The 14518-nt window shown below is 63.0% G+C and carries 8 protein-coding genes and 1 pseudogene; 2 read left to right on the top strand and 7 right to left on the bottom strand.

Annotation, left to right across the window (positions count from 1 at the left end):
* From VKT51_06030 to rpsL, 4 genes are all read right to left on the bottom strand, one after another.
* Positions 1–137, bottom strand: a 137-nt coding sequence (locus tag VKT51_06030; protein HLJ83713.1) for a GTP-binding protein, incomplete at its 3' end; no start/stop codon positions are given.
* Positions 138–186: 49 nt separating this feature from the next.
* Entirely contained in the window at positions 187–2340 is a 2154-nt protein-coding gene (gene fusA / locus VKT51_06025) for an elongation factor G (GenBank protein HLJ83712.1), read from the bottom strand.
* Positions 2337–2807, bottom strand: a complete 471-nt coding sequence (rpsG, locus tag VKT51_06020; protein ID HLJ83711.1) for a 30S ribosomal protein S7 — start codon at positions 2805–2807, stop codon at positions 2337–2339. The genes fusA and rpsG overlap by 4 nt, the downstream gene beginning before the upstream one ends.
* Before the next feature lie 53 nt (positions 2808–2860).
* Positions 2861–3298, bottom strand: coding sequence for a 30S ribosomal protein S12 (gene rpsL / locus VKT51_06015; protein ID HLJ83710.1), 438 nt, complete (start codon positions 3296–3298; stop codon positions 2861–2863).
* A gap of 536 nt (positions 3299–3834) precedes the next feature.
* Here rpsL and VKT51_06010 point away from each other — a divergent pair.
* Together VKT51_06010 and VKT51_06005 are read left to right on the top strand one after the other, a co-directional pair.
* Positions 3835–4794: a hypothetical protein gene (locus VKT51_06010; GenBank protein ID HLJ83709.1), complete on the top strand. Its 960-nt coding sequence runs from the start codon at positions 3835–3837 to the stop codon at positions 4792–4794.
* Between the two features lie 157 nt (positions 4795–4951).
* A complete protein-coding gene (locus VKT51_06005) occupies positions 4952–6013 on the top strand; it encodes a hypothetical protein (GenBank protein ID HLJ83708.1) in 1062 nt (353 codons plus the stop codon).
* Positions 6014–6071: 58 nt separating this feature from the next.
* On the opposite strand, the gene VKT51_06000 is transcribed toward VKT51_06005, so the two are convergent.
* The 3 genes and pseudogenes from VKT51_06000 to rpoB form a co-directional block, all read right to left on the bottom strand.
* Entirely contained in the window at positions 6072–6755 is a 684-nt protein-coding gene (locus VKT51_06000; protein HLJ83707.1) for an HAD family hydrolase, read from the bottom strand.
* A 173-nt stretch (positions 6756–6928) separates the two neighbouring features.
* Positions 6929–10372: pseudogene (rpoC, locus tag VKT51_05995) on the bottom strand (DNA-directed RNA polymerase subunit beta').
* A gap of 16 nt (positions 10373–10388) precedes the next feature.
* Complete coding sequence (rpoB, locus tag VKT51_05990; protein ID HLJ83706.1) at positions 10389–14225, bottom strand: DNA-directed RNA polymerase subunit beta; 3837 nt, start codon at positions 14223–14225, stop codon at positions 10389–10391.
* Positions 14226–14518 lie beyond the last annotated feature (293 nt).

The following is a 14518-nucleotide window of genomic DNA, read 5'->3' as shown; positions in this document are numbered from 1 at the left end:
AGGGCTTTGGTGCCCGTGCCCGATGCCGCCAGCACCTTGGTGATCGCCGCCGTCAGCGTCGTCTTGCCGTGGTCCACGTGGCCGATCGTGCCGATGTTCACGTGCGGCTTCGAACGCTCGAACTTCTGCTTAGCCATTGCTCACTCCATCGCCGGCATGCGACCGGCACGACTGCTTCGTGTACATCTATTTGCCCGTGGTCTTCGCGACGATCTCTTCTTCGATGCTCTTGGGCACTTGCGCGTAGTGCGAGAACTCCATCGTGTAGCTCGCCCGGCCTTGCGACCGGCTGCGCAAATCTGTGGAGTAACCGAACATCTCCGACAGCGGCACCGTGGCGTTGACCTTCTGGATGCCTTGCGATTCCGGCTCCATGTGGAGCACGTGCCCGCGCCGCGCGTTCAGGTCGCCGATGACGTCGCCTAAAAACTGATCGGGCGTCACGACTTCGACCGCCATGATCGGCTCTTTGATGATCGGGCCGGCCGAACGGTTTGCCTCTTTGAACGCCATGGAGCCCGCGATCTTAAACGCCATTTCGTTCGAGTCGACTTCGTGATACGAGCCGTCGAACACCGTTGCTTTGAAGTCCAGCACCGGATAGCCGGCGAGCACGCCCGCAAGCGCCGCTTCTCGCACTCCCGATTCGACCGCGCCGATGAACTCTCTCGGAATCGCGCCGCCTTTGACTTTGTCGTCGAACACGACGCCCGATCCGGGCGGCAGCGGTTCCACGCGGATCCAGCAATCGCCGAACTGGCCCTTGCCGCCGGTCTGGCGGACGTACCGGCCGTGTTTTTCGACAGTCTTCGTGACGGCTTCTTTGTACGCGACTTGCGGCTTGCCCACGTTCGCGCCGACCTTGAACTCGCGCAGCAGGCGGTCGACGATGATCTCGAGGTGCAGCTCGCCCATGCCGGAGATGATGGTCTGACCCGTCTCTTCATCCGTGAACATACGGAACGTCGGATCTTCTTCAGCCAACTTCTGCAAGCTCTGACCGAGCCGCTCCTGATCGGCTTTCGTCTTCGGCTCGATCGCCTGGCTGATCACAGGGTCGGGGAATTTGATGTTCTCGAGGATGATCGGCTTCTTCTCATCGCAGAGCGTGTCGCCGGTCGTCGTGTTCTTCAAGCCCACCGCCGCCGCGATGTCACCTGCTTCCACGCCCTCCACGTCTTCGCGGTGGTTGGCATGCATGCGCAGGATGCGCCCGATGCGCTCGCGCTGCCCTTTGGTGGAGTTGTAGACGTACGAACCGGATTTCAACGTGCCCGAATACGTGCGGAAGAATGTCAGTTTGCCGACGAACGGATCCGTGGCGATCTTGAATGCGAGTGCGGAGAACGGCTCTTCATCCGACGCCTTGCGCGTGAGGATGTTTTCTGGATGATCCGGATCGACGCCGGATACATCCGGGAGATCGACGGGCGACGGCAAGTAATCGACGATGGCGTCGAGCAGCGCCTGCACGCCTTTGTTCTTGAACGCGGAGCCGCACAGCACGGGCAGGACCTTCGCGGCGGTCGTCGCGGTGCGCAGCGCCTTGCGGATCTCGTCGCCGCTGATCTCGTGCCCTTCGACGAATTTCTCGGTCAGGTGCTCGTCGGTTTCGGCGACCGCTTCGATGAGCTCGGCGCGCCATTTGTGGATGAGATCGTGCATGTCGGCGGGGGCGTCCGTCTCTTCGAACGTCTTGCCGAGGTCGTCCGTGTAGATCGTGGCCCGGCCGGTGAGCAAGTCGACAAAACCTTTGAATTGATCTTCCTGGCCGATCGGCAGCTGGACCGGCATCGCCCGCGCGCCGAGGCGCTCGCGGATCTTCGTGACGGCGTTATAGAAATCGGCGCCCGTGCGATCCATCTTATTGATGAAGATGATGCGCGGAACCTTATACTTGTTCGCCTGGCGCCAGACGGTTTCGCTCTGGGGCTGCACGGCTGCTACCGAGTCGAAAAGTGCGACGAGGCCGTCGAGGACGCGCATCGAGCGTTCCACTTCGACGGTAAAATCCACGTGGCCGGGCGTATCAATAATGTTGATGCGCGTGTCGCGCCAAATGCAGGTCGTCGCAGCGGATGTGATCGTGATGCCGCGCTCCTGCTCTTGCTCCATCCAGTCCATCGTGGCGGCGCCTTCGTGGACTTCTCCGAGCTTATGCGTGCGGCCGGTGTAAAAGAGAATACGCTCGGTCGTCGTCGTCTTGCCCGCGTCGATGTGGGCGGCGATGCCGATGTTGCGTGTGTTTGCGAGCGTGTACTGTCTAGGCACTTTCCCCTGTACGTGATCCTTGGACGCGGCGGGCTTGCGCTCGCCTGCGGAAGTGAGCTGGCCGATCACCAGCGATAGTGCGCGAAGGCCTTGTTGGCCTCGGCCATGCGGTGCGTGTCCTCGCGCTTTTTGACCGACGCGCCTTGGTTGTTCGCAGCATCGAGAAGCTCGGCTGCCAGGCGATCTTCCATCGTCTTGCCGGGGCGCTTGCGAGCGAACCCGATGAGCCAGCGCATGCCCATGGCCTGCCGCCGGTCCGGGCGCACTTCCATCGGCACCTGATACGTGGCGCCGCCGACGCGGCGCGGCCGCACTTCGACGAGCGGCATGGCGTTGTTCATCGCCTGCGTGAACACGTCCATGGGATCTTTACCGGTCTTCTCCCCGATGATCGTGAGCGCGCCGTACGTGATCCGTTCAGCGATGCTCTTCTTGCCCGCGAGCATCACCTTATTGATGAAGCGCGCGACCGTCCGCGAGTTGAAGCGCGGGTCGGGCAGCACTTGACGCTTGGGGACCGGTCCTTTTCGCGGCATATCTTCCTTATATACGGGCGAGCGATGCTCGCCCTACTACAAAGCGGATTTGATTATTTGGGTCGTTTGGCGCCGTATTTCGAACGGCTCTGCTTGCGGTTCTGAACGCCCTGCGTGTCCAGCGTACCGCGGATGATGTGGTAGCGGATGCCGGGCAGATCTTTGACGCGGCCGCCGCGGATCAGCACGACGGAGTGCTCTTGTAGGTTGTGCCCGATGCCGGGGATGTAGGCGGTGACTTCGATGCCGTTGGTCAGCCGGACGCGCGCGACTTTACGGAGCGCCGAGTTCGGCTTTTTCGGCGTGATCGTCTTGACTTGCGTGCAGACGCCGCGCCGCAGCGGATTGCCTTGCTTGATCGTCTTGTTGCGCTGCGGCAGGTCGGGGTGACCCGGCTTTGCGCCGGTCAACGCGACGTGAAACGCCGGCGACTTCGACTTCTTCCGGAGCTTCTCGCGGCCTTTGCGCACGAGCTGACTGATTGTCGGCAACGACTGACCTCTGACAAGAACGCGCGTTCACAAAAGAAAGGAGACACCGGCGGCCGGCCGCTGCCTCTCCCAGGGGGGATCCCCGCCTCGCGCGGTGGTGGAAAGCCTCCGGGGATTTCTCGCTGCCGCACTCAAGACGAAGGCGGCGCGTACTGAAGAACCGCCGGCACGTGATGGCACCAGCTGAACCTTCGTATTCTATCAAAGCGTTTGCGGGACGTCAAGCGTAACTCTGGCTCATGAGCGATTCGACGCCTATCTCGGCCTAGTTCCGCTTCCGAAAAGCGAGATAGGCGCCCAGCCACATGAGTACGAGGGACAAAAGGGCGAGATAGCCCCTGCCGCAATTATAGATGCACGCGCTGAACCCGAACGGATCGGGTCCCATCGTCCAGAGTGCGTCGACGAAAAGCGCACCGCCCAGAAAGAGCAGCCCGAGGCCCCTCGCTTCATCCCGGAACTTCTGTTCCAACATTTGACCGCATCCGTCAGGCCCGCGCTAATCGCCGCTTGGCTGGTGGCCGATATCAAGGAAGATGACCGCTTCGTCCACTCGCTCTTCGGGACTCATCGGCTGGCCGCTCGCACTTCTCGTGATCGCGGTGTGTGCGGGCGTCTGGCTTCTTCTGAACCCTCAGAACTTCCTGACCGGGTTCTTCCGCGCCAAGATCACCGATCTCGACACCCGCGTCGTCACCGGTCCGTACCCGTCTGCCGACGATTTCGCCGTCCTCCGTGCGAACGGGGTTGAGACCGACGTCAGTCTCCTCGACGCCGATCTCCCGTACGAAGCGATGCTTCTCGAGCAAGAGCGCGTCAACGCCGCGAAGTACGGCATGGCGTTCGTCAATTTTCCGATGGAGAGCATCTTCGGCACCCACGCCGGCTCGGATTATGACCGCCAGGCACACCTCGCCGCGGAATTCATCGCACGATCGAAAGGCCGGATCTACCTCCATTGCTATCTCGGCATGCACCGCGTCCGCACGGTCGCGGCGCTGCTCACCAAAGAGGGCACGCCGTCCGCACCATACCTCTTGAAAAGCGGCGCGCGCAGCGCCGATGCGCGACTTCTCGACGAAGCGCAAGCCGACTACGACGCCGGCCGTTACACGCTCGATCGCAAGGCTCTCGCCGGCATCAAGTCGCCGACCATCCCGGCTCGACTGTTAGCAGCCTGGACGTCGTACCGGCTCGATGAGATCGCGCTAGCGCGCGGTCAATTCGCTGCCATAGTGAAGGCCGACAGCTCGCAGCCCGGCGCTTTTGAAGGGCTTGGCTACTGCGCGCTCCGCTCGGGTGAGCTGGAAACCGCGGCCGCGCTCTTCATGGACTCCACCCGGCTTGCGCCAAAGGATGCGGCCGGATTTACGGGTCTCGGGTTCGCCCGCTTTCGGCAGGGGAGAACCGCAGAAGCAAAGGCGGCACTTGTACAGGCGCTCGCGCTGAATCCGCAGGACTCGGAAGCGCGCACGACGCTCGCCCGCATACCCTGAGCCGCCACACGACGTTCTCCACATTCGTCTCGTCGAGATTCGGCCTGGTAGGGTTTCACCCCATACTGCCCGGCTAAACAAGCTCATAGGATAGAGGAGTACTGCCTTCAGGCGGCCCGGCCGACGCTTTTCGCGCGGCCTGCGAAGGAGGTTCTCCATGTTTGCTTTGGTCCGAAAACCTTTGCCCCTTATCGCGTTTTGCTGCGTCGCATCGGCGTTCGTCTCCCTCATTGCCTGCGGCGGCAGCAGTAGTACGACGCCGGGGCCGAAGGCCACCTCGACTCCGGCGTCGGTCACGGAGGCGCTGCCTGCAGCAGGCCAGCCTCTCGTCTTCCCGCAGCACGCCGGGTTCAGCGGTCAGCTGACGGTCCCGCCGAACAATGCTCCCGCAGGCACCCAGGTCACCGCGACGACCTATACGACGCAACCTTCGGGTGCGCCGGCGCCGGCAAGCCGCATGCGCGGGTCGCTGGATTCGGGAAAGGCGGCGCCGCTCGCGGCGAACAGCGTGGTGGTGATGTGGGAGAGCTTGGATTTCTCGCAGGCGTTGACGCTGTCGAGCGAACCGACCGTGCAATTCACGCTGCCTACGAACATCTCAACCACGACGAACACATTCACGCTCGAATTATTGATCACGAGCAACAATCCGCAATACACATGGGTGCCTCCGACGGTTTCCGGTCAGACCTTGACGTTCAGCGGCGGCACCGGCGCGATCGACGTTCAGCAGGCGACGTACTGGCTTGAATTGATCGCCACGCCGATCTCGTCGCCGGCACCGTCACCGTCTCCATCAGCGAGTCCGTCGCCGTCGCCGTCACCATCGGCGAGCCCGTCACCATCGCCGAGCCCGTCCGCGTCGCCGAGCCCGGCCCCATGCAACCCAGCCGCGCCGAACTCGAATTGCGCCATCACCTTCAGTACGATCGCGGTCATCTTCCCAAATGTGCCGCCGCCGCAATGGGGCTGCGGGGGCAATCCCTATGTCGTGAACTTCACCGCGATCGAAGCCGGCTACACCGGTAACTTCACCGCCGTGAGCTCGAACCTCCAAGAAGCGACGGTCGCCCAGACGGCTCCCAACGCGTTCACCGCAACGGACGTGTGGCAGTACCCTGGCGGCCAGAACGGGGCGAACTTTGGAATCGTCGTTTCGGATACTCTCGGAAATGCATCCGTTCTCGACGGCGATTTCAACGCGATCTGCATCCCCTAGATAGAAGCGACCACTCCGCACGTCGAGGCGCCCCCCGGGCGCCTCGACATGTGGGAGCTTAGGGATCTTCGAGCAGCCTGGGCAGATCAGACAATTTCGTGATCGTATGGTCGGGGGCCGGAAGGAGCGTCGGATACGCTCGCCCATCGAGATCGGCCCAACAAGCGATGAGGCCGGCGGCTTTCGAACCTGCGACGTCCGCCTCCGGCGAATCTCCCACGTAGAGCGTGGACGCGATCTCGAAATCGAGCGCGTCGCATGCGTGTCGAAACGCCCTCGCGTCCGGCTTCCAATAGCCGATCTCTTGCGATGTCATGACGCGGCCCGGATAGCCCGCCGCAGCAGCTTTGCTCAGCTGCAATTCGGTCCAGCCGTTGGTAAGGATGGCGTGACGCACCCCGCGCTCCGCCAGCCAGTCGTATAGCTGCTTCGCGCCGGGAGTCGCCTCAACGGACGCGGGCACGAGGGCAAGGCAGCGCGCGCGGTATTCGTCGGGAGCGTCGCGGTGGCGCTTGCCGCCCCAATCCGCGATAGCATCCTCTACCATCTCATCGAGGGAGATGTCGCCGCTGCGGAACTCGGCGAGCGCATCGGTGATCTCCACCGGTGACGGCACGCGCGGGCAGTAGAGCGCGGCAAGCTCGAGGAGCACACGCTCCTCGAGCCGATTGTCTTTACCGAGCGTGTGATCGAAGTCGAACAGCACGTGGCGGGCGGCGGCGACGCCGCCCGGCCGGATCACATGTCCATCTCCGAAGCTGGGTCGATGAGAGACGTCGCACCGTCCGTCGTGGTCGCCGTGGCGCCCACGAGCGGCTCGACCTGCTCGCCGCCGCCGAACTCCGCATCGAGCTCCGCGAAGATGTCGACTTCGCGGTGTCGCGGCACGCCTTTGCCCCAGACGTCCACGCTGCGATAGCGCGGCATTCCGGTGCCGGCCGGGATCAGCTTGCCGATGATCACGTTCTCTTTGAGACCGAGCAGCGGATCGTATTTGCCTTCGATCGCCGCCTGCGTGAGCACGCGCGTGGTCTCTTGGAACGATGCCGCCGACAAGAACGACTCGGTGGCAAGCGACGCCTTGGTCACACCGAGCAGCACGGTGTCGGCTTTCGCCGGGTCCTTGCCTTCGGTCGCGCCTTGTGCGTTGATGCTGTGGAACTTGTCTGCGTCGAGCATCTGCCCCGGCAGCAGCCGCGTGCCGCCGCTCTCCGTGACTTTCTTTTTGCGCAGCATGCTGCGCACGATGACCTCGATATGCTTGTCGTTGATGTCCACGCCCTGGCTCTTGTAGACCTTCTGCACTTCTTGCACGAGGTAGTTCTGCAGCGCCGTCTCGCCTTTAAGGCGCAGGATGTCGTGCGGGCTGACCGAGCCGTCGATCAGCTGATCGCCGGCGACGACCTTGTCGCCGTCGTGGACCATGAGGTGCACGTTGAATGGGATCTCGTAGACGTGCTCCTCGCCTTCGGCGTCGGTCACCACGACTTCGCGGATTCCCTTGTCCTCTTGTATGTGGATGGAACCCGCCTCTTCCGTGATGATCGCCTGACCCTTGGGCTTGCGCGCTTCGAACAATTCTTCCACGCGCGGCAGACCGGTGATGATGTCCTCCGACGCGACGCCGCCCGTGTGGAAGGTCCGCAGCGTGAGCTGCGTGCCCGGTTCGCCGATCGATTGCGCTGCGATGATGCCGACCGCTTCGCCGATGTCGACCTTGCCGCCGGTCGCGAGATTCCGGCCGTAACAGACCGCGCACACGCCGACCGGCGCGTCGCACGTGAGCACCGAGCGGATCTGCACTTCCTTGACGCCCGCGTCCACGATCGCTTGCGCATGCTCGTCGTCGATCTCTTCGCCCGCGCGGACCATCGGCTTGGTGGGATGCGCCGGGTCCATGACATCCTTGAGCGCAAAGCGCCCGTTGATGCGGTTGAAGAGACCTTCGATGATTTCTTTTCCGGACGCGATGTCGCGCACGGTGATCCCGCGCTTCGACTTGCAGTCTTCCTCGCGCACGATGACGTCCTGCGCGACGTCGACAAGACGCCGGGTGAGGTAGCCCGAGTCAGCCGTGCGCAGCGCGGTGTCGGCAAGACCCTTGCGTGCGCCGTGCGTGGAGATGAAGTACTCGAGCACGGTCAGGCCTTCTTTGAGGTTGGCCTTGATCGGGATGCTCAAGATGCGGCCGGACGGGTCGGCCATGAGTCCGCGCATGCCGGCGATCTGCTTCACCTGCGCGATCGAGCCGCGCGCGCCGGACGTCGCCATCATGAGAATCGGGTTGAGCCGGTTCTGCCCAGCGAGCAGCGCTTGCGTCACGTCTTCGCCGGTGCGCGTCCAGATGTCGATCGTCTTCGTGTACTGCTCGTCGTCGGACAACAGTCCGGTGCGATACAGCTCGTTGACCTGGCCGACCGCTTTGTCGGCGTTGGCGATCAACTCGTATTTCTTCGCGGGGATCACGATGTCGGCGATGGAGACGGTCGTTCCCGAGATCGTCGCGAACCGGAAGCCGAGCGTCTTGATCGAGTCGAGGAAGCCCGCCGTCTCCGCGTTGCCGTACTTACGGTAGCACGTGGCGATGAACTTCGTCAGACCCTTCTTGTCGATCGTGTGGTTGACGAACGGATGGTTCCAGTGATCGGGCAGCGCCATGTTGAAGATCAGGCGCCCCATGGTGGTGTCGATGCTCTCGCCCTTCCACCGCAGGCGGATGGGTTCGTGCAGCGTGATCGCCTGGCAGTCGTACGCGATCTGCGCCTCTTTCTCCGAGAAGAACGAGCGCGCCACCGGATTGCCGTTGTCGTCGCGGCGGCTGGGCTCCGTGCCTGCCATCTCGTGATCGATGGTCAGGTAGTAGAGTCCGAGCACCATGTCTTGCGACGGGATCGACACGGGGTTGCCGAACGAGGGCTGCAGGATGTTGTTCGCGGAGAGCATTAGGATGCGCGCCTCCGCCTGCGCGCCCGCCGAGAGCGGCAAGTGGACGGCCATCTGATCGCCGTCGAAATCGGCGTTGTACGGCGTGCACACCAGCGGATGGATCTGGATCGCTTTGCCTTCCACCAACACGGGTTCGAACGCTTGGATGCCCAAGCGGTGCAGCGTTGGGGCGCGGTTCAAGAGCACCGGATGGTCTTTGATGACCTCATCCAGCACGTCCCAGACCTCCGGCCGCACGCGCTCCACCATGCGCTTCGCGCTCTTGATGTTGTGCGCTTGACCGCGGTCGACGAGCTTCTTCATGACGAACGGCTTGAAGAGCTCGAGCGCCATCTCTTTCGGAAGTCCGCACTGATGCAGCCGCAGATTCGGGCCGACCACGATGACCGAGCGGCCTGAATAGTCCACGCGCTTGCCGAGAAGGTTCTGGCGGAAGCGGCCTTGCTTGCCTTTGAGGATGTCCGACAGCGATTTCAGCGGCCGGTTGTTCGGGCCGGTCACCGGGCGCCCTCTGCGGCCGTTATCGATGAGCGCGTCTACCGCTTCCTGCAGCATGCGCTTCTCGTTCTTGATGATGATCTCGGGCGCGGAAAGCTCGAGCAGCCGTTTCAGACGGTTGTTCCGGTTGATGACGCGCCGGTAGAGATCGTTGAGATCGGACGTTGCGAATCTGCCGCCGTCGAGCTGGACCATGGGCCGCAGCTCCGGCGGGATGACCGGCACGCACGACATGATCATCCAATCCGGCTTGTTGCCGGAATTGATGAAAGCTTCGACCACTTCAAGGCGCTTGACGGCCTTGATGCGCTTCTGGCCGCTCGTGCCCTCGAATTCACCGCGCAGTTCGGCCTGCAGCTTGCGCAAGTTCAGCTCGCGCAGCAATTCGCGGATGGACTCGGCGCCCATGCCTGCTTTGAACGCGCTGCCGTATTTCTCGCGGTGCTCGCGGTACTTCTGTTCGGTCAGGATCTCGCGGTGCTCGAGCGGCGTTCCGCCCGGATCGATGACGATGTATGCCGCGAAGTAGATGACCTTCTCGAGTTGGCGCGGCGACATGTCGAGCAGGATGCCGATGCGCGACGGCACGCCCTTGAAATACCAGATATGCGAGACCGGCGTGGCCAGCTCGATATGCCCCATGCGCTCGCGCCGCACTTTTGCGCGCGTGATCTCGACGCCGCAGCGGTCGCAGATCATGCCCTTGAAGCGGATGCGCTTGTACTTGCCGCAGTGGCATTCCCAGTCTTTGGTCGGGCCGAAGATCTTCTCGCAGAACAGACCGTCGCGCTCGGGTTTGAGCGTACGGTAGTTGATGGTCTCCGGCTTTTTGACTTCGCCGAAGGACCATGCGCGGATCTGCTCCGGGCTCGACAGTCCGATGCGCATCGCATCGAAGTTATTGACGTCTAGCATCGTTGCCATTGATTACTTAGGGCTCCACATCTTCGATCGAACCGAGCCCGCCGTCGCCGGCGCTCTCGGGGCTTTGGTCATCGCTTGATTCGTTGTCTTCTTCTTCGTCGTCCGGATCTTGTTCGAGCACTGCGGTGGCGGTGCTCACGCCGACGCTCTCGACCTCATCCACGTCGCCGTCCGAACCGGCCTTGCGCGGACGCGAGGCCGCGGTCGTGGGGGCGGGTGCGACGAGCTTCGGATCTTCGTCGCCCATGAGCAGTCCGATCTCGCTCGCCTTCTCGCCGAGGTCTTCATCGGTGAGCCGGATCTCGATCTCTTCGCGCGCTGCGGTGAGCACCTTGACGTCGAGCGCGAGCGCTTGCAGCTCTTTGATGAGCACTTTGAACGACTCGGGCACGCCGGGTTCGAGAACGTTCTCGCCCTTGACGATCGCTTCGTATGTCTTCACGCGGCCGACGACGTCGTCGGATTTGACCGTGAGCAACTCCTGAAGCGTATAGGCCGCACCGTATGCCTCGAGCGCCCAGACCTCCATCTCGCCGAAGCGCTGTCCGCCGAACTGCGCTTTGCCGCCCAGCGGCTGCTGCGTGATCATCGAGTACGGGCCGGTCGAGCGCGCGTGGATCTTATCATCCACCAAATGCGCGAGCTTGAGCATGTAGATGTAGCCCACTGTCACGTCGCGGTTGAACGACTCGCCCGTGCGCCCATCGTACAGCTTCGTCTTGCCCGAAGGGGCGAGGTGCGCGCGTTCCAGCCATTCGCGGATGTCCGATTCGCGCGCGCCGTCGAAGACCGGCGTGGCGATGTGGAAGCCGAGCAGCTTCGCCGCCCAACCCAGGTGCGTCTCCATGATCTGGCCGATGTTCATGCGGCTCGGCACGCCGAGCGGATTGAGCACGATCTCGATCGGCGTTCCGTCCGGCAGATACGGCATGTCTTCTTCGGGAAGAACTTTGGCGATGACGCCCTTGTTGCCGTGTCGGCCCGCCATCTTGTCGCCTTGGAGGATCTTGCGCTTTTGCGCCACGTAGACGCGCACGAGTTCGTTGACGCCAGGTGAAAGCTCGTCGCCGTTCTCGCGCTTGAAGACCTTGACGTCGATGACTTTGCCTTTTTCGCCGTGCGGCACTTTCAAGCTGGTGTCGCGGACCTCGCGCGATTTCTCGCCGAAGATCGCTCGCAGCAGCCGCTCCTCGGCCGTCAGCTCGGTCTCGCCTTTGGGCGTCACTTTGCCGACGAGGATGTCTTCGGGGCGGACCTCGGCGCCGATGCGCACGATGCCTTGCTCGTCAAGATCCTGCAGCGCATCTTCGCCGACGTTGGGGATATCGCGCGTGATCTCTTCGGGTCCGAGCTTCGTGTCGCGCGCTTCGCATTCGTACTCTTCGATGTGGATGGACGTGAAACGATCGTCCTTGACGAGACGCTCGGAGATGAGGATCGCGTCCTCGTAGTTGTAGCCTTCCCACGGCATGAACGCGACGAGGACGTTCTGGCCGAGCGAGAGCTCGCCGCCGTCGCTCGACGGGCCGTCGGCGATGATCGCGGCGCGCTTCACGTGTTCGCCCTTGCTGACGAGCGGCATCTGATTGATGCACGTGCCGGCGTTCGAGCGCATGTACTTCACGAGCGGGTACGTCCGGACGACGCCCTTGGCGTTTTCGATCTCGATCCGGTCCGCCGTCACTCCGACGACCTTGCCCGATTCCTCGGCCACGACCACGCCGCCCGAATCTTTGGCCGCGCGGTATTCCATGCCGGTGCCGACGAGCGGCGCTTGCGGGCGCAAGAGCGGCACGGCCTGACGCTGCATGTTCGCGCCCATGAGCGCGCGGTTCGCATCGTCGTGCTCGAGGAACGGGATCAGCGCCGTTGCGACCGAGACGATCTGCTTCGGCGAGACGTCCATGAGGTGCACGTCTGCCGGCGTTGCTTCTATATACTCTTCTGCGTAGCGGCAGACCACGCGCTCGCCCAGCAGCCGGCCCTTCGAGTCGATCTCGGAGTTGGCTTGGGCGACGCGGAATTGATCTTCTTCGTCCGCCGTCAGGTAGATGATGTCATCGGTCACGATGCCCTTGCGCACGATGCGATACGGCGTTTCGATAAAGCCGTAGCGGTTCACGCGCCCGTAGGTGGCGAGCGATCCGATGAGACCGATGTTCGGGCCTTCCGGCGTCTCGATCGGGCAGATGCGGCCGTAGTGGCTGTGGTGGACGTCGCGGACTTCGAAGCCCGCGCGCTCGCGCGACAGACCGCCCGGGCCGAGCGCCGACAAGCGCCGCTTGTGGGTCAGCTCCGCAAGCGAGTTCGTCTGGTCCATGAACTGCGAGAGCTGGCTCGAGCCGAAGAACTCTTTGATGGCAGCCACGACCGGGCGGATATTGATCAGCACTTGCGGCGTGACCGTCTCGAGGTCTTGCACGGTCATGCGCTCGCGGACCACGCGCTCCAGGCGCAGCAAGCCCACGCGGAACTGGTTCTGCAGCAGCTCGCCGACAGAACGGATGCGGCGATTGCCCAGATGGTCGATGTCGTCGATGGACTGCGTGCCGTTGACCACTTCGACGAGCTGGCGCACGACCGCGATCAGGTCGTCTTTGGTCAGGCAGCGCACCGCCTTGGACTTCACCTTGCCGTGGGCGTCCTTGATGTCTTCGATCTGCGGCGCCTCGACGTTCATCTTGGCGAACTGCAGCGCGAGCTTGCGGCTCAGCTTGTAGCGGCCGACGGCTGCGAGATCGTAGCGCTTCTCGTCGAAGAACGTGTTGCGCAGCAGCGTCTCCGCGTTGTCGGGGTTCTCCGGCTCGCCCGGACGCAGTTTCTTGTAAAGCTCTTTCAACGCGTCCTCGCGCGTCTTGATGTCTTTGTCTTTTTCGAGACAGTTCATGATCATGGCCGGCACTTCGCCGGTCAGCGGGTCGGCGAACAGCGCCATCAGCGCCTCGTCGGATTCCCATTTCTTGTCGAGCGCCCGCACGAACGTGGTGACCATGATCTTGCGGTTCTTGTCGATCCGCACGCCGATGGTGCCCTCGGTCGTGTCGTTCTTCGTGCCGTTGTCCGTCTCGAACTCGATCCACGCGCCGCGGTTGGGGATGACCGTCGCGCGATAGATCGGCCGGCCGTTCGTGTCCTGATCGCCGGCGAAATACACGCCGGGCGAGCGGACGAGCTGGCTTACGATGACCCGCTCGGCGCCGTTGATGAGGAACGTGCCCTTTTCGGTCATGAGCGGGAAATCGCCCATGAAGATCTCTTGGTCCGGGATGCCTTTGATCTCGCCGGACTCCGACGTGATGAGGCGCACGCGCACGCGTAAGGGCGCGCAGTAGGTCATGTCGCGCTCGCGGCACTCGTCTACCGTGTACTTCGGCTCGCCCAGGCTATGTTCGCCGAACTCCAGGACGAGATTGCCGGTGAAATCCTTGATGGGAGAGATGGAAGAGAACGCTTCGCGCAGCCCCTCCGTGATGAACCAGTTGAACGAGTCTTTCTGCAGCTCGATCAGATCGGGTATATCGAGCGTGTGCGGGATCTTCGCGAACGTGAAGCGCTCGCGCTTGAGCCCGGGCGGCCGCACGTCGGCGCTCGGTCCCTCGACCGTCTTGACAACGCCCTTTGTCTCGATGAGCGCCTCAAGCGCCGCCCGCGGGTCGGTGAGCCGCGCCAACCGCGCGATCGGCCGCGGTTGCCGCGCACGGGCGCGGGCAATCGAACTCCCTTTCTTCTTTGCGGGAGCTTTCGGCTTGGGCGCCTTGGCGGCGCGCGGCGCTTTTGGCGCCTTCGTCGTCGCGGACTTGGTCGCTCGGGGAGCCTTCGGCTTGCTCGAATCTTTTGTGGCCATCGACTTTTGTGTCACCTTGCTCTATGGTCGCCCAGCCGCGCTTTGCCGGGCACTTGCAGTTTAGGTCGAAAGGCGCGGGGAGCGCCTAGTAAGCTCTGGCCGGCAGATGTCGCGGCCGTTTGAAAGCAAAGCGGACGACGCGCGGTGAAGCGGTCGGCTGCAAATCGGGCTTGAGCTTTCGGCTCAGGATCCGGTGTGCCGACGGGCGCAATCGTCCCACTGTGGCATAGATTGCCATTATAACACAAAACCCCATACAGTCAAGCAGCGGTGCGCGCTTCTCAACTGGGTGG

It is taken from the genome of Candidatus Eremiobacteraceae bacterium, assembly GCA_035295225.1.
Classification (GTDB): domain Bacteria; phylum Vulcanimicrobiota; class Vulcanimicrobiia; order Eremiobacterales; family Eremiobacteraceae; genus JABCYQ01.
Note: the sequence above shows the minus strand (reverse complement) of the source record. Positions and strands in the feature narration are given on the sequence as shown.

Coding starts and splice junctions, on each gene's coding strand:
- rpsG (HLJ83711.1), bottom strand. CDS start 2,807: ATGCCGCGAAAAGGACCGGTCCCCAAGCGTCAAGTGCTGCCCGACCCG.
- VKT51_06010 (HLJ83709.1), top strand. CDS start 3,835: ATGACCGCTTCGTCCACTCGCTCTTCGGGACTCATCGGCTGGCCGCTC.
- VKT51_06005 (HLJ83708.1), top strand. CDS start 4,952: ATGTTTGCTTTGGTCCGAAAACCTTTGCCCCTTATCGCGTTTTGCTGC.
- rpoB (HLJ83706.1), bottom strand. CDS start 14,225: ATGGCCACAAAAGATTCGAGCAAGCCGAAGGCTCCCCGAGCGACCAAG.